This window comes from Sphingobacteruim zhuxiongii, assembly GCF_009557615.1.
GTDB lineage: Bacteria > Bacteroidota > Bacteroidia > Sphingobacteriales > Sphingobacteriaceae > Sphingobacterium > Sphingobacterium zhuxiongii.
In genome coordinates this window covers 3,784,113-3,802,029 of the sequence record NZ_CP045652.1, presented here as the reverse complement: position 1 = coordinate 3,802,029, position 17,917 = coordinate 3,784,113, and the positions used below count along the sequence as shown (strand labels likewise).

11 protein-coding genes are annotated in these 17,917 nt (G+C 37.4%); 5 read left to right on the top strand and 6 right to left on the bottom strand.

The genetic code is table 11. The features are described 5' to 3' along the window. Window positions 1-7 precede the first annotated feature (7 nt). From dusB to trmD, 5 genes are all read right to left on the bottom strand, one after another. A complete protein-coding gene (gene dusB, locus GFH32_RS16085; protein ID WP_153512563.1) occupies window positions 8-1,003 on the bottom strand; it encodes a tRNA dihydrouridine synthase DusB in 996 nt (331 codons plus the stop codon). Between the two features lie 305 nt (window positions 1,004-1,308). Beyond that, a complete protein-coding gene (gene trpC, locus GFH32_RS16080) occupies window positions 1,309-2,100 on the bottom strand; it encodes an indole-3-glycerol phosphate synthase TrpC (RefSeq protein ID WP_153512562.1) in 792 nt (263 codons plus the stop codon). Between the two features lie 44 nt (window positions 2,101-2,144). Then, window positions 2,145-2,714 carry an anthranilate synthase component II gene (locus GFH32_RS16075; protein ID WP_153512561.1) on the bottom strand — a complete coding sequence of 190 codons (570 nt, stop codon included), beginning with the start codon at window positions 2,712-2,714 and terminating at the stop codon, window positions 2,145-2,147. Between the two features lies 1 nt (window position 2,715). Continuing rightward, entirely contained in the window at window positions 2,716-4,119 is a 1,404-nt protein-coding gene (locus tag GFH32_RS16070) for an anthranilate synthase component I family protein (RefSeq protein WP_153512560.1), read from the bottom strand. Between the two features lie 248 nt (window positions 4,120-4,367). Further along, window positions 4,368-5,045: a tRNA (guanosine(37)-N1)-methyltransferase TrmD gene (gene trmD, locus GFH32_RS16065; protein ID WP_153512559.1), complete on the bottom strand. Its 678-nt coding sequence runs from the start codon at window positions 5,043-5,045 to the stop codon at window positions 4,368-4,370. A 403-nt stretch (window positions 5,046-5,448) separates the two neighbouring features. Here trmD and GFH32_RS16060 point away from each other — a divergent pair, with 403 nt between their 5' ends. The 5 genes from GFH32_RS16060 (at window position 5,449) to GFH32_RS16040 (ending at window position 16,531) form a co-directional block, all read left to right on the top strand. Then, window positions 5,449-8,622, top strand: coding sequence for a SusC/RagA family TonB-linked outer membrane protein (locus GFH32_RS16060; protein WP_153512558.1), 3,174 nt, complete (start codon window positions 5,449-5,451; stop codon window positions 8,620-8,622). A gap of 18 nt (window positions 8,623-8,640) precedes the next feature. Beyond that, entirely contained in the window at window positions 8,641-10,182 is a 1,542-nt protein-coding gene (locus GFH32_RS16055) for a RagB/SusD family nutrient uptake outer membrane protein (RefSeq protein WP_153512557.1), read from the top strand. Window positions 10,183-10,200: 18 nt separating this feature from the next. Further along, window positions 10,201-11,004, top strand: a complete 804-nt coding sequence (locus tag GFH32_RS16050; RefSeq protein ID WP_153512556.1) for a hypothetical protein — start codon at window positions 10,201-10,203, stop codon at window positions 11,002-11,004. Window positions 11,005-11,843: 839 nt separating this feature from the next. Then, window positions 11,844-15,065 carry a SusC/RagA family TonB-linked outer membrane protein gene (locus tag GFH32_RS16045; RefSeq protein ID WP_153512555.1) on the top strand — a complete coding sequence of 1,074 codons (3,222 nt, stop codon included), beginning with the start codon at window positions 11,844-11,846 and terminating at the stop codon, window positions 15,063-15,065. 14 nt (window positions 15,066-15,079) lie between these two features. Continuing rightward, window positions 15,080-16,531 carry a SusD/RagB family nutrient-binding outer membrane lipoprotein gene (locus GFH32_RS16040; RefSeq protein WP_153512554.1) on the top strand — a complete coding sequence of 484 codons (1,452 nt, stop codon included), beginning with the start codon at window positions 15,080-15,082 and terminating at the stop codon, window positions 16,529-16,531. A 296-nt stretch (window positions 16,532-16,827) separates the two neighbouring features. Here the strand turns inward: GFH32_RS16040 and GFH32_RS16035 are convergent, their stop codons facing one another. After that, window positions 16,828-17,889: an Mrp/NBP35 family ATP-binding protein gene (locus tag GFH32_RS16035; RefSeq protein WP_153512553.1), complete on the bottom strand. Its 1,062-nt coding sequence runs from the start codon at window positions 17,887-17,889 to the stop codon at window positions 16,828-16,830. Window positions 17,890-17,917: the final 28 nt, after the last annotated feature.

Below are 17,917 nucleotides of genomic sequence, written 5' to 3'. Positions count from 1 at the left end.
TCGCTTTTTAAGCGACTTCCTCAGTAAAATTATGTTTTATTTCTTCGAGAACCTCGATAATGTCATCGAATTGCATTAGCTCAACGAGCTTCATTCTATATTCCTTAAAGTTTGGAATGCCTTTAAAGTAATTGGCATAATGTCGTCTCATTTCGAAAATTCCGGTCTTATCACCCTTCCATTCGATAGATTTCGTTAAGTGTGTTCGGCAAACTTCTACACGTTCTGCAATGGTAGGCCCTTCTAGGCGTTCCCCAGTAGCAAAGAAGTGTTTAACTTCTCGGAAAATCCATGGATAACCGATTGACGCTCTACCAATCATAATGCCATCAACTTCATATTCCTGGCGCCAAGCTGCTGCTTTTTCCACAGAGTCCACGTCTCCATTTCCGAAAATGGGGATCTTAACGCGCGGATTGCGTTTCACATCGCGAATCATCGACCAGTCGGCCTGACCTTTATACATTTGTGCGCGTGTTCTTCCATGGATAGATAGTGCTTTAATGCCAATGTCTTGAAGTCGCTCGGCAACTTCATAAACATTCTTGGTGCTATCATCCCATCCTAGACGAGTTTTTACAGTAACAGGCAGGTGAGTTGCCTCGACTACTGCCTTGGTCATAGCGACCATCTTATCAATATCCTGTAGTAAACTCGCGCCTGCTCCGCGACAAGCGACATTCTTTACAGGACAACCGTAATTGATATCAATTAAGTCTGGATTTGCAGCTGAACAAATTTCTGATGATTGACGCATGTGCTCGATATCAGATCCAAAGATTTGAATACCAATAGGTCGTTCATACTCAAAGATGTCTAATTTTTGTCTCGACTTCGCTGCATCACGAATAAGCCCTTCCGAAGAGATAAATTCAGTGTACATCATATCAACCCCATTTTGTTTACAAACAAAACGGAAAGGGGGATCACTAACGTCCTCCATAGGTGCTAAAAGCAATGGAAACTCCCCTAAATCAATATGTTCACCAATCTTTACCGACATGCTATTCAAAAATTTTTACAAAGGTACGCAAAATTCTGATTTTCAAATGTAGTAGCTCTTTGGGATGTGAGATTGTAGATTCAAGTGACAATCAAGTGAAATGCTGTGCGTTCTTCTAGGTTTATTGTTTAGTTTGCTTCGGACCTTCTTCGACACTGAATTGTTGGATGTTCAATAGTTTCGAAGAAGGTCTCGAGGCAAGCTTTATTTTAAACAAAGCAAGAATGAAACAGTCGAATATTCTAATTACTGTAAGGTAATTGTAACTGATTGTCCATTCTTAATTCTTTCGTTTAATTTACTTTTTATGCCTTATTGACTTGGTCAGTAAAGTCTTGAATTGCCTGCATTGGGTCTTCAGTTTTCATAAAGTTCTCACCAATAAGAAAGGCTTGAAATCCGGCTTTCTTCAATTCATTAATCGTGTTGGGATCTGAAATTCCACTCTCCGATACCTTGATATACTGATTTGGTATTTTTTCAACGAGATCATAAGAATGATCTAGGGATACGACGAAATCCTTTAGGTTTCGGTTGTTCACGCCAATGGCATCAATGGTGTCAAATAAACTTTTGCCTAATTCCTCTTCATTGTGGATTTCTAAAAGCACATTCAAGCCTAATGATTTTGCATAGCTCGAAAGCGTTTTGATTTCCTCCTTGCTAAGACAGGCCGCGATCAATAGAATGATATCTGCTCCGTAAGCTTTCGCTTCCGCAATTTGATATTCATCAATGATAAATTCTTTTCTTAATAAGGGAATAGTTAGAACTTCCCGCGCTGCTGTTAAGTCTGCTAAATCTCCCTGAAAGAAATCCTTGTCGGTTAATACTGAAATAGCTGAAGCTCCTGCATTTTGATAGCCTTGAACAACTTCTTGAACGCTATGCCGTCCGTTGATTAACCCTTTTGATGGCGATGCACGCTTATATTCTGCAATAATGCCTGATCTATCGGGATGTAATACGGAGTCTTTTAAGTTGTAACATGTGCGTTCGAAAAGAGGATAAGATTTTAGCTCATCTAAACTGGTTTTTTCTTTTGCATCCGCTACTTCCTGTCTTTTTCGTTCAACGATTTTATCTAAAATAGTCATGTTTGATTTTCTTTTTGAATTAGAAGATTACTTTAGTTGTTTTTCTATTTTAACCAGTTTTCTATTAAGATTTTTCCATTATCCGTTAAGATCGATTCTGGGTGGAACTGCATGCCTTTTACATCGTATTCTTTATGAGAAATAGCCATAATTACGCCAGCAGGGTCAACTGCAGTTACTTTTAAAGAGTTGGGTAAAGTTTTATCCTCTACTGCCCAAGAGTGGTATCTGCCAATCATCGAATTCGGCGGGAAATTTTGAAATAATTTTTCTTCTTTATCGATGATGTTTATAGGTGTTGCTACACCATGTAAAGGTTTTGGCATATTGTAGAGGGTTCCTCCAAACACTTCGGCGATTGCTTGTTGGCCAAGACAGATTCCCAATATGCTTTTGCTAGATGCATAGGTGCGAATAACGTCCATCAATAGTCCGGCTTCTTCTGGGATACCGGGTCCTGGTGAAAGGAGAATTTTGTCGTATTGTTCAACATCTTCTAACTTAAACTTGTCATTTCGAACAACAACATAAGGACTGTTTAGTTCCTGTAGTAGGTGAACGAGGTTATATGTGAATGAATCGTAATTGTCGATTACTAAGACTGGCTTGCTCATGTTAAATTGTTTCCGCTAATTCTAAGGCTCTGCGAAGGGCCGATATTTTGTTGTTTACTTCTTGTAGTTCTTTCTCCGGGTCTGAGTCTAATACAATTCCTGCTCCGGCTTGATAATGCAAGTTGTTTTGCTTGCTTAGGAAAGAGCGAATCATAATTGCATGGTTAAAGTCTCCGTTAAATCCCATATAGCCAATCGCGCCTGAGTAGAACGAGCGTTGAAACCCTTCATATCGATCGATTAGTGTTAATGCCATATGTTTTGGTGCGCCTGACAGTGTACCGGCAGGAAATGTATCACCAACGACATCGAATGGATTTGCGTCTGCATTCAGTTTCCCACTGACTTTAGAAACAAGATGGATGACATGCGAATAATATTGCGCTTCCTTGTATGATTTTACTTCTACCTGCGTGCAATGGCGACTTAAGTCATTTCTTGCTAGATCAACTAGCATTACATGTTCGGCAGATTCCTTTGGATCATTTTTTAATTCCTCTGCAATTTTTTCATCTTGTTCCATATTGCCTGTTCGCTTAAACGTTCCTGCAATTGGATATATACTTGCTACATCTTTTTTGATAGTGAGTTGGGCTTCCGGGGATGATCCGAACAGTTTGAAATCCCCATAATCAAAGTAAAATAAGTAAGGGGAGGGGTTAATAGAGCGTAAAGCTCGGTAAACATTGAATTCGTCGCCAGAAAACGAAGTTTTGAATCCACGCGATGGTACGATTTGAAAGACATCGCCTCGTTGAATATGTTCTTTCATTTTCAATACCAGGTTTCTAAAATCGTCGTCACTCATGTTTGATGATTCTTCTCCTTTTTTCTGAAACGTATATTCTGGAAAATTCTTGTTCTGAATAAGGAATAGCATACGATCTAGCTCGCTTTCTTCATTTTCCAATAAGTTTTCGAAGATGTGTAATTGATTTCTAAAATGGTCGATAGCAATGACAAACTTGTAAACATGATACTGAAGCGTAGGGATGCTCTTTTCTGGATGTTTTGCTGTTGTCAATTCAATATCTTCGAAATAACTAATTGCGTCGAAGGTGAAATAGCCAAATAGTCCATTGGAAATAACATTAACCTCTGGTGCGTTTTCCGTATGAAACGATTTTCTAAAGTTGGATACTTCTTCGCGAAGATTTAGATTTTCCGCGCTTTTGCTGATTCTTTCGCCATTGGGGTAAGAAATATTCAATGTCTTATCTTCAAGAACAATACCTGCGATGGGTTGACAACAGATATAACTGATGTTATTATCTCGACTATGGTATTCTGAACTTTCCAGCAGTAAGCTGTTTGGGAAAGTATCACGAAGTCTTAAATACATACTTACAGGCGTCGTTGTGTCAGCGAGTATGTTTTTATGGTTCGTTTTAAACGTATAGTTCATATTTGATTTATAATAAATTGTGTCAAAAATAAAAAAAGCCCAACGTACTTTACGTCGGGCTTACCATTCAGTGGTTTTGGTTGATTATGAAATTCTTATTGTAAAATATACCACCCTCCCGACTTATTTAGTCAGAAGCCACCAACGGTTTGTATATTGAAATGCTCTCATTATTAACACACAAATTTAAAGGAAATTTTGAAATATCAAAGTTTATTTAAAGAAAAAATAAAAAAAAGCTGTTTTTGTTAATCATTTAGCAAATCGGGGCGTCTTTCTTTCGTTCGGATAAGTTGTTGTTCATGGCGCCAGGCGGTGATTTTTGCCTCGTGACCACTTAATAAGATATCGGGTACTTTATGTCCTCTCCATTCTACGGGACGTGTATAAATTGGAGCATCTAACAATCCGTCTTGAAAGGAATCTGAAAGGGCAGATGTTTCGTCAGACAATACACCTGGTATCAGTCTAATGATTGCATCAACAAGAATAGCGGCAGGTAATTCTCCCCCTGATAGGACATAATCGCCAATTGATATTTCTTTAGTTACATAGATGTCGCGAATACGTTGATCGATGCCTTTATAATGGCCGCAGAGAATGATAACGTTCTCAATGGTTGATAATGAATTCGCAATATCTTGGTTTAACGTAACGCCATCTGGCGTCATATAGATGACTTCATCATATTTTCGCTCCGATTGCAGCTTTTCTATGCATGCTGCGAAGGGCGCAATCTGCATTACCATTCCTGAGCCACCACCATAAGGATAGTCATCTACCGATTTCTGTTTGCTTTCGCTATAATCGCGTAAGTTATGTACATGGATTTCGGCAATGCCCTTTTTCTGCGCTCTTTGAAGTATTGAATGGGCAAATGGACTTTGTAATAAGTCTGGTAATACAGTAATGATATCGAATCTCATAGCTGCAAAGGTAGGAAGAATGGCTGAAAAGTGCAGGGTTTGAGTTGTTTGGAAATTATTACTGAATAATACAATAAAAATAGTTGTCTATGCAGTCTATTTTGAAATAATATTTGGCAGAAATTAATTATAATTTTTATAAACTATAACTTGAAGTTTATCTGTTCGTTTGTAAATCTATAAGTTTTGTTTCTAAACGTTGAAATGTTTTCAATGGCATCGTTTCAAGTAAAATAATGTCATGTAAATGTAAATATACTTACAAAGAGTGAAATATGACTAAAAAAAACTCTAAATATTTGCCGCAACAACTTTGCTATTATATATTGCGTGCAGATTTAACAAAATTTTAACATTTTGTTAGGTTCGAAACCAAAAAGCGATTAACTAAACAACAACAAACATGAAACAAAAATTACTCAGTATTTTTTTGCTGTGTACTTTATTCGTCGGGGTATCGTATGCACAAAATCGTCAAGTGAGTGGTAAAGTGACTTCAGCTACTGATGGATCACCAATTGCTGGTGCATCTGTAGTAGAAGTAGGAACTTCCAATGCTACTCAATCGGATAATTCCGGAAATTTTAGTATTTCTGTTGGCTCGAATGCAACCATTTCGGTTAGCTTTATGGGTTACGCCTCTCAGCGCCTAGCTGTGTTAAATAGAAGTACTATTAATGTTCAATTAACAAGTAACGACCAAGAATTAGACGAGGTTATCGTCGTTGCCTATGGTACTGCAAAGAAATCTGCATTTACAGGTTCTGCATCTACTATTAAGAAGGATGTAATTGAAAATCGTTCAATCACTTCAATCACAAAAGCATTGGATGGTGCTGCTCCTGGTGTGTCTGCGACTTTAGGTTCTGGACAGCCTGGTTCGAATGCAGCTGTTCGTGTTCGTGGTTTTGGGTCAATCAATGCATCACAAAACCCATTATACGTAGTTGATGGTGTTCCTTTCGATGGTGATTTAAACTCAATCAACCCGAATGATATCGAAAGCTTAACTGTTTTGAAGGATGCATCTGCTTCTACACTATACGGTTCAAGAGCTGCAAATGGTGTTGTAATGATAACGACCAAATCAGGTAGAAATAGCAATGGTAAGATTGATGTAAATTTCAAAGCAAATGTAGGTGTAAACTCTAGAGCTATTAAACGTTATGATGTAATGGATACTAGAGAGTATTTGGAGACGGTTTTCCAGTCTTACAAAAACAGAGAGATTTTTCAATTAGGTACTCCTGAATCTGATGCGGCTCAAAACGCGATCAATAAAATGAAAGGAACAGTTGATCCTATTTTTGGTGTTAATGAACAATATAACCCATATGATGTTCCTGTCAATCAATTATTTGATTTAGCAACTGGTAAAATCAATTCTAATGCAAAATTGAAATGGGAAGATAACTGGTTAGATGAAGTAATGGCTAAAAATCCTGTTCGTCAAGAGTATCAATTCGATATTAATGGTGGTACGGAGAAATTTAGAGGTATGGCTTCAATGAATGCGACAAAAGAAAAAGGTCTTTTAAAAACAACAGGTTTTGATCGTTATTCAGGACGCGTTAGTAACGAGGCGAATCCAACCGATTGGTTTAAGGCAAATTTGTCTGCTAATTTCGCTAAATCTACATCTAATATGTTGAATTCAACCGGCTCGTCGACGTCGAATGTTTGGTACTCGGCAGAACAGATGGCTCCAATTTATCCTATTTGGGAGAGAAAGGCAGATGGTGATTATGTTTTAGATGCAAGTGGAGATAGAGTGTTCGATTACGGTCGTGACAGAGCTTCGGGTGCGCAACAAAACTTTAACTCTATTGCTGTACTTTATGATGATAAGTATTTCGATTTGAGAGATAACGTAGGCGCACGTGGGGGAATTGAATTCAACACGCGTGATGAAAAGTATGGTGCATTGCAAGGTTTTGCTTTTAATGTAAACTTAGGTACAGACTACATTTCAAACGCTTATACTTACTACTATAACCCTTATTTTGGTAATGCTGCTGGTTCTGGCCGCCTAAACAAGCAATTTACAAAATCGTTTTCGTATACATTTAACCAATTATTGACATACAATAGGACGTTCAATGGACATAATGTTGATGTGCTTGCTGGTCATGAGAATTATAGTTTTCAATTCAATAACTTATCAGCACAAAAGACAGGATTCCCATTTGGAGGTTTGTATGAGTTAGCTCCAGGAGCTTCAATTGCCGATGCGACATCTTACCAATTAGATGAAACGATTGAGTCATATTTGTCTCGTATTCAATATAATTACAATGAAAAATATTTCTTGTCTGGTAGTTTCCGTACTGACGGTTCTTCTAGATTTGAGAAGGATTCTAGATGGAGTAAATTCTATTCTATTGGAGCTGCTTGGAAAATTTCTGAAGAGAATTTTGTAAAAGATGTTTCTTGGATTAATAGTTTAACGTTGAAGTCTAGTTATGGTTCTCAAGGTAATAACGCTTTATTAAATTCTGATGGAACTTCGAACTATTACGCTTGGCAAGCATTCTATGATTTGACATACAATAATGCAAACAACAACGGAGCGGCAGTTACATCAGTAGAGAATAAGTTAGTTTCTTGGGAGAAAAACGTGGCGTTTAATGCAGGTTTAGACGGTCGTTTCCTTGATAATAGATTATCATTAGCTTTTGATTGGTGGTCTCGTAAAACGACTGGTTTATTGCTATTTAGACCATTGCCAATGTCTTCTGGTTTTGAGGGGGTAAACTCAAATATTGGGGATATGAAAAATAACGGTTTCGATTTGAGCTTAGGTTATGACGTGATTAGAAACGATGAAATCGTTTGGAATATTACAGCTATGGCATCTAAAGTTTCAAATAAGATCTTGAAATTAACAGATTCTCAAAATGAGATAATCGATGGTTCTACACGTATTAATCGTGTTGGTGAAGAAATCAATTCTTTCTATATAACTAGAAGTGCTGGTGTCGATCCTGCGACAGGAAGCCAATTATATTGGGTATACGACAATAAAGCTGATGAATTTGACCAAAGTAAGCACTACATCTCTAGCGATAAAAACAAAGCTGCGGCAAGTCGCGTAATGCTAGGCTCACGCATCCCTGATTTGAATGGTTCATTGTCGACGTCAGTGACTTACAAAGGGTTTGATTTTTCTGCGATGACTACTTATTCGATTGGTGGTAAGATTTATGATAACGTAGGATATGGTTATTATAATCCACTTTACATCGGTAATAATTTCTCTCGAGAAGTGTTGAGAGCATGGCAGAAACCAGGCGACATTACAGATGTGCCACGTCTTCAAAAAGAAGAGACCCATACTATTACTGATCGTGCATTAGTAGATGCTTCATATTTTGCGATTAAAAATATTGCTATTGGCTACACTTTTGATATGAAGAAATTTGGGTTGCAGTCAATCAGAGTTTTTGCACAAGGCGATAACTTAGCAATTTTCTCTGCTCGTCAGGGACTAAATCCACAATACAATTTTACAGGAACTTCTGACTTCGTTTATTCACCAAACAAGACGATTTCAGGCGGCGTAAATGTTAGATTTTAATCTTTAATACTGGAAAAAATGAAAAAATTTATATACGCATCGGTGATCTCACTTACTTTAGGCATGACCTCTTGTAAGAAAGATTTCTTAGAAACGGTGCCGACGGATAAAGTAGATGCTGGGACTATTTTAGAGAGTGCTGATAAGGCACAAATTGCGATGAATGGTATTTATCGTATGCTTTATAGCTCCGGGTGGAGTACAGGTAACACTGGGCAAAATTTTGGAATCATGTCGACTAAATTATATACATCTGTAATGGGTGAGGATTTGTTGCAAGATGCCCAAGGTAGTGGCTGGTTCTATTTTGATTACAAGTATGATGTTCGTAGTCGTTTCACGGCAACAACATGGCGCCCTTATGCGACATGGAATTTTTATTATACATTGGTTTCTAACGCTAACTATATCATTGGAGCTGAATCGACAATGCAGGGAGAAAAGGAAGCAGTTGATTTAGTAATTGCGCAAGCGCTAGCAATTCGTGCTTATGCTTATTTTCAATTAATTCAAGGCTTTCAACAAACTTACGTGGGTCATCAAACATCTCCTGGGGTACCATTATATACTGAGCCTACAACATCAGCTACCGAAGGTAAACCGAGAGGAACTGTGGAAGATGTTTATAAGTTGATAAACGAGGATTTAGATCGGTCAATCACTTTGTTTTCTTCAGACAAAGGGTCCCAATCGCATAAGTCAAACATCGACTTCTATGTAGCGTCGGCAATGAAAGCTAATGTCGCTTTGGTTCAAAATAAATGGGCTGATGCGGCTAAATTCGCCACTGACGCATTATCAAAACCAGGATTGTCAATGATGACTGGTGAAGAGATTTATGATGGGTTTAATAGTATTAGCGCGAAAAACGTTATGTGGGGAGCTGAAGTGATCGCAGATCAATCCACAATTTATAGCTCTTGGTTCTCGCACATGGATGCTGAAGCAGATCGTTATGCTAGATCGTCACGTAAATGTATTTACAACTGGCTGTATAATCAGATTCCAGCATCAGACTTGCGTAAAAAATGGTGGAATGGTCCAACAGATGGTGGAACTACGACAACAAAGCCCTACAACCAAGTTAAATTTAGATACTCTGATATCGCCGCAGATTTAGGGGATTATGTTTTTATGCGTGCCGAAGAAATGCAGTTAGTTAAAGCAGAAGCTTTGGCAAATGATAATAAATTAGCTGATGCAAAAGCTGCGTTAGAAGCATTGATGAAGCTCAGAAATCCTACTGGTTACCAAACGACATTAGGAAATGTTGTAATGTCGAAAGACTTGAAAATGGGGTCAATTGGAGCTCCTACTACATTGATGGATCATATTATCCTTCAACGTCGTATTGAATTATGGGGTGAGTCTGAGCGAATTTATGATATTTTACGTCTAAAAACTGGTTTTGACAGAAATGCAGGAAATTCGAATCACTCATTTAAACCTGTTTTCAACACATTAGAGCCTGCAAACAAAGAGTTTATTTTGACGATTCCTCAAAAAGAATTTGATGGTAACGAAGCTCTAGACGCAACCAAGGATCAAAACCCAATGTAATTTTTTAAAACTATTGAAATGAAAAAATATTTTTTAAACGCTTTAATGGTTTCTTCCCTTTTCTTGGGTTTGACTTCATGTGATAAGACAGAAGGACCGTTATTAGACGATACATCCGATAAAATTAGCTTTTTAAGCACTACTACAAGTTTACCGATGTCTGGTGGATCATTTTTAGTGCCAGTTGGTAGGACCAATACTTCTGCTTCGAATACGTTTAATGTATCATTAACAGCATCTGGTGTCGGTTATACAAATATTTTCACTGTCGATGGTCCTGTTCAATTTAATGCTGGAGAAGGAAAGTCATATGCAAAAGTGAAATATGGTGATATTTCAAAAATTGATCCTAGTTCTTTATCAATAACTGCAATTGCAAATAACGACGTTCGAGTAGGGTTAGCTTTTCCAATTTCTCTAAACATCGCACCTGAGGATGTTTCTTATGGAAACAAGAAAAAGATTGATGTTAATGCATCGAGTATCTTGGAGTTTGCAGATTTAGGAAATGCTACTTTAAATTCTACTAATGGATGGTCTGGTGCAATTGGTGCTGTAAAGGTTCAAAAGGCAAAGACTGCCAATGTATATAAAATTGTTAGTCCATTTAATGCCAATAGTATAGCTTTTTCGGTTAAGTCTGATGGTAAAACATTGACGTTTCCTAACCAAATTTGTGCAAATCATTCTACATATGGAGCTGTATCAATGACTTCGGTTACTGGTACAATTGTTGGGAAGACAATTACAATTGATGTTGGAGCATATACTGTTTCCGCAGGTTCTTTTGGCGCTGGACAAGAGATAATTACCCTTCCGTAAGGATAACCAAATATTTTAGATTTTTAAAAAGGGATGTCTTTATTGACATCCCTTTTTTCTTTTTACCGATAGTCAAGTATCAGTTAATTTTATTGCAATACATCTGCGGTACTATCTAACATGACTTTTTTCCCTCACTTGAAGAATTATCATTGTTACATATGCATCCATTTAATCTTAAATGTTACAGAAGAACTATAACTTTTAGATATTTTACGAATTCTAGCGTTTGTTAAGTTCTGACTTGATCCCGTTAATTCCCATTGTACCAATTATTTACTTTGCTTTGTGTTGTCGATTCGACTCGATGATTTTATAATTTTTTCTTCTCACTTTTTTGTAAAACTTCCTTAATTCGATAGATATACGTTGAAAACAAATATTATATGGAAGGTTTTGTCTCCTTCTGTTTTTTATTCGGTTAATGAGTACTGAAACCAAATTTCCATTAATTAATATAGGATGTATAAAACTATTAATTTTTACAATTAGTTGCATATCTCACTAAATCTCTCAATTTCTTACGAATTTATTAATCAATTTCTTTTTATAAACACAAAGTATTGATAATCAGTAGTTATATTAATCTGTTTTTTAACTTTTGATAAAACGGAATATATCCAATTAAGCCATGTAATTATTCATAAATACAATAATACCCCCGTTTTTAATACCATATTTAATAAAACCTTAAAAAATTGCTGATATTTTGAATAAATCGTAAAAAATTGATTAACAATTCATTTTGCTTGTTCAATCTTTATTGAAAATATATATTTGCTCCCCGTTTAACAATTTTTAACAGTTAACGGCGAACGACTTTAATTATTACAATCAAAATGAAACAAAAATTACTCAGCTTTATTTTTGTGTTTACCTGCCTGGTAGGGGTAGCGTTTGCACAAAATCGTCAAGTGAGTGGTAAAGTTACATCTACAGATGGACAAGCTCTTGGGGGGGTGTCTGTATCTGTTGTTGGAACAAATACCGCTACACAGACTGATGTTGATGGAGGATTTACTCTTTCAGCGGCATCGGACGCAGTGTTAAATTTCTCGTACATTGGGTACTCTTCTCAAAGAGTTAAGATTGCAGGACAAACTAATGTTAATGTGCAATTAGTTGCAGATCAAATGTCTCTAGATGAGGTTGTTGTTACTGCAAATGCTATTAAAAGAGAGAAAAGAGCTTTAGGTTATTCGGCGCCTACGTTAAATTCTGATGAATTAACAGACGGTAAGAATGCAAGTGCTTTAAACTCATTAGCTGGTAAAGTTGCAGGTGTAAACATTACATCTACTTCTAACTCTCCAGGTAGTTCTTCTCGCGTAGTATTACGTGGTGGTTCATCTATCGCTGGTAACAACCAAGCGTTAATCGTTGTGGATGGTACTCCTATTGATAACTCAAGTGTTATTGGTGGTGCATCTTCATTGTCAAGTGTAGACTTTGGTAACCGTGGTAATGATATCAATCCTGATGATATTGCTTCAGTAACGGTGTTGAAAGGCCCTGCTGCTGCAGCATTATATGGATCACGTGCGTCGAATGGTGCATTAATCATCACTACAAAAAGCGGTCAAAAAGGTGCTAAGAACGAAATCACTTTCAGTTCAACAAACACGATGTCTTCAATTTTGAAGTTACCTGAAATGCAGAATGAATACGGTCAAGGTTATTCATACTACAACAAAGCAGGTGATTTGCTTTTTGATAATGATCCTAAAGAAAACTGGTCATGGGGTGCTCCTTTCACAGGTGAGATGCAAGAGTGGGGACAATCTATAAACGGTGTTCGTCAAGAAAAACCATACTCAGCAATCAAAAACAACGTTCGTGATTTCTTTGACTTAGGTATTGCGTCTGATAACAACTTAAGTTTCTCAGGTGGTACAGATAAATCATCTTTCTATTTAGGTTTAAACGCGTTAAACTCTGACGGTGTTTACCCTGGTAAAAAAGATAATTTCAATAAATATGGTGTTCGTTTTAACGGTCACACAGATTTCTCGAATAAATTCAGTGCAGGAATTTCGGTAAACTACAGCCGCATTAACTCTAACAATGTTGGAGGTGGTCAAGGAGGTAGTTCTGTTTACAATAACTTATTGCAAACTCCTCGCGATATTGATATCGTAGGTGCAAAAGACCTAACAAATCCATACAATGCTTACGGATGGGTAGATGCTAATGGTATTGCTCATAATGACGTGTACGGATATTACGGTGCATATTCGATGAACCCTTATTGGGTATTGGAAAACCACAACAACTACAATGATGTTAACCGTATCACGGGTAACTTCAACGTAACTTACAAACCATTAGAATGGTTAACATTCCAAGAACGTGTAGGTTTAGATAATTATTCTGATCGCAGAAGAACTGAATCTCCAAGATATTCATTCTTACCAGCTGATAATGTAACAGGTAATTATTCAGAAGATAATATTCAATCAAGTAATGGTGAATACCGTATTGATCAAATGAATGTGAATGAGATCGTTCATGACTTTATGGTAACTGCTACACATGATTTCAATGATGATTGGAATGCCTCAATCATGTTGGGTAACAATATTCGTCAACGTAAGTCGACAACAAATAACGTTGCGACTAACGAAAGTGGTGGTTTAGTTGTTCCAGGATTATATAACTTGGATAACAGTAATGGTCCATTAAACAACATTTCTGACTTTATTTCAAATAGAAGATTAGTTGGTGTTTACGCAGACTTAAATGTTGCTTACAAAAACTTCTTGTACTTACAAGCAACAGCTCGTAATGACTGGTCGTCAACATTACCTAAGAAAGCGAGATCATTCTTCTATCCGAGCGTAAGTGGATCATTTGTTTTCTCTGAGTTAATCGAGAACAAAGATATTCTAAGCTATGGTAAATTCCGTACGAACTGGGCGCAAGTAGGTAACGACACTGATCCATATCAAACAGTAAGTAGCTTCTTAAGAGGTGAAATTAACGCTGGTTTTGGTAACACAACTTTCCCATTCGGAAATGTATCAGCATTGATGGCTGGATCAACAATCGGAAATGCGGAACTTAAACCTGAAATTACGCAGTCTTTTGAAATCGGTACAGAATTAGGATTTTTCAGAAATAGATTATCTGTTGATTTCACATACTATGCTAATGAGTCAAGAAATCAAATCTTACCAATTCCAATCGCAAACTCTACAGGTTATGGTTTTGCAGTAGTAAATGCTGGTAAAATCACAAACAAAGGGGTAGAATTAACATTAAGAGGTACGCCAATTAAAAGAGATAATTTCTCATGGGAATTATTCGGAACGTACACTAAGAATAACTCTAATGTTGTTGAATTGTTAGATGGTATCGATCAGGTTAGTGTAGGTGGATTCTCTGGAATGTCAATCGTTGCAGCGGTAGGTAAACCTTACGGTCAATTATACGCAGTAACTAATCAAACTGATGATCAAGGTCGTACAATCGTAAGCAGTAGCACGGGTCTTCCTTTAGTAACTGATGATGCACAATACTTAGGTTCATACAATCCGAAATACCAGGCATCTTTAGGTACTAATGTAAATTACAAAAACTGGTCATTGAGCGCATTATTTGATACGAAACAAGGAGGAGTATTCTTCTCTCGTACAAAAGATATTATGGGCTTTGTGGGTACATCAGCTGAAACTGGTGGTGATCGTTTTGGTCAAATTTTCCCGAACTCAGTTATTCTTGATCAAAATGGTAACTCAGTAGTAAATACAGATGTTACTTACGAAAAACAAGATTACTATCCATCGATGGAAGCAGGTGTGAACGTAATTGACGGTAGCTATGTAAAACTACGTAACTTAACTGTTAGCTATAAATTCACTAAAGAGCAATTAGCCAAAACTCCATTTGGAGCGGCTTCAATTGGTCTATTCGGTAACAACTTGTTTATTTGGACGCCTAGCGAAAACAAATATGCAGATCCGGAAGTAAACTCTGCTGGTGCTGGTAATGCTCAAGGTTTTGACTTTACTGCGCAACCATCTTTGAGAAACTACGGTATCAATCTTAAAGTGTCATTTTAAATTCTACAATCAAGATGAATATTAAAAATATTAAAAGGATCCTTGTTTTAACAGTAGTGAGCACATTAGCGTTCACTAGCTGTAACAAGTTTTTGGATATCAATGAGAATCCGAATAATCCTGATAAAGCAACTCCATCTTTGTTATTGCCTAGTGTGCAAGCAGCTGCTAGTCAAGTTACAGGGAATGCATTTCAAGTGTATGGTAACTTTTGGGCTCAATTTTGGACGCAAAACCCATCTTCTTCTCAATACAGAACGATTGATCAGTACCGTGTATTGACAACAGCGACTGATAGAGCATGGTCTATTATCTACCGTAGTGCATTGGTAAATGCGGAACAAATTATTAATAGTGAAGTTGTTGGTCAAGAATACTATAAAGGTATTGCTTACATTATGAAAGCATACACTTTTCAAATGGCGACTGATGCGTTTGGAGATATTCCTTTGTCAGAAGCATTACAAGGTAAAGAATATATGAATCCTTCATATTCTCAACAATCGGAAGTATATGATTCTATCTTCAGTTACCTTGATAAAGGTAAAGCATTATTGAAAACGAAGACTGCTGAACAAGTAACATCTCAAGATATGATCTTCGGTGGTGATAAAGCGCAGTGGGAAGCATTTGCAAATACTTTAGCTTTACGTGCTTATTTGCGTCTATCTTCGGTTAATTCAACAAAAGCTGCAAATGGAATTAAAGCATTATATGCTGCTAAAGCTCCTTTCTTAACGCAAGATGCAAGCATTACTTATACGAACACTGGTGGTAATGAGAACCCGATGTATAATGAAATGCTTGGATTAGGAAGAACACAAAATGCGGTTGCAAGTAGCACTGCAGTGTCTGCCTTTATTGCTAATAAAGATCCACGTCGTTTTAAATTCTATCAACTAAGACCAGAGGCTACTGAAATTAACTCAATTCCTCAAGGTTCTTACAATGTAACTAAAGACGTTTCATCTGCTCCTAATGCACTTGTTGGTGCTAATGGCGCTGATAACAACTCAGCAGTTGCTCCTGCAAAATTAATCTCTGCTGCAGAAAGCTTCTTCTTACAAGCTGAAGCGGTAACTCGCGGATGGGGATCAGGATCAGCAGAAGCGCTTTATAACGCGGGTATCGAAGAAAGTTTCCACGCTACTGGTTTAACTGCTGATGCTGCTAAAGCTTACATCGCTACAGCTCCAGATGCGAAATTCGGAACTAGTATTGCAGATAACACAAAAGCAATTATCACACAGAAGTATTTTGCAATGTGTGGTTTCCAAGGTTTCGAAGCTTGGACAGAATGGAGAAGAACAGGTTATCCTACATTCTTTGTTCAGTCGGTAGCAAGTACTTTAGGTGCTGGGTTAAAACCTTTGCGTTTACCTTATCCTAATAGTGAAATTACTACGAATGCTAATTTCCCAGGTTCTATCACAGTTGATAAACCAGTTTGGTGGGATGTTAAATAAGGAATCTTCCTAAACATTTAGAAAAGGCCTTGCTTATGCAGGGCCTTTTTTTGTTGGGTAGAGCTGCGCAATTTACATTGTGCACGTTCACTCATAAGCTTAATCATATCCGACTCATGTCCTATCCTTATCGGTTAAAGTATGGATCTGTATTGGGTTTGAAAGGGAAGTGAAAGGGATGTAGAATGGAAGAGACTTGGACATTTTAAAAAGGCACTTTACTTTTTTGTGAAAATTTGGACATGAAAAAGGCGACCAGTTAGGTCGCCATCAGTTGTTTCTTTGAATCTATAACTTTATGCTCGAGCGGCGAGAATGCTTAATTCTTGCGCCACGCGGCCTGCAATTTCATTAAACGATGTTGATACAGGGTCGTCCCCGTCTAGAGAGACAGGGAAACCATTATCGCCTGCATCCGCCACTGCTTTAACTAGTGCTATCTCTCCTAAGAAAGGTACGTTGTTCTGTTCTGCAAGGCGTTTCCCTCCATCTTTTCCGAAAATGTAATATTTATTGTCAGGTAGTTCGGCTGGCGTAAAGTATGCCATGTTTTCAACGACGCCAAGAATTGGAACTTCTACACCTTCCATTTGATACATCGCCATGCCTTTAATAGCATCTGCTAGGGCTACTTGTTGAGGCGTCGTTACAATCACCGCACCAGAAATTGGGTACTGTTGTGCGACCGTAATATGGATATCTCCAGTGCCTGGAGGCATGTCGACTACTAAGTAATCCAATTCACCCCAATCGGTGTCATTGAATAACTGTTTAATCGCCGATGTTGCCATTGGCCCCCGCCAAGGAATGGGCTGATTCGGGTCAGTAAAGAATCCAATCGATAAAAGTTTCAAACCGAATTTCTCAATGGGTACAATCTTCGTTTTTCCATCAGCAGTTTGTGTTGATTCTGGACGAGCGCCATCTAAACCAAACATAATTGGAACCGATGGTCCATAAATATCGGCATCTAATAAACCTGTTTTAGCGCCTGTTTGCGAAAGTGCTAAAGCAAGATTTGCCGCAACGGTCGATTTCCCTACACCACCTTTGCCCGAAGAAACTAAAACAATATTTTTAATATTCTTTAATTGTTCATTTTCGGAAGCTTTGACGCGAGCGGTCATATTGATTTCAACTTCCACTTCTTTCGAAACAAAAAATGCAATGGCGTTACGACAAGCATGTTCAATATGCCCTTTTAAAGGACAAGCAGGAGTGGTAAGTACGACGTCGAATTTAATCTTATTAGGTAGAATTTCGATGTTCTCAATCATGTTTAGAGTCACTAAATCTTTCTTTAGATCGGGCTCTTCCACATTACTCAAAGCATCTAATATTTGTTGTTTTGTAATCATGGTTTCATAATATTCCTACAAACTTAAG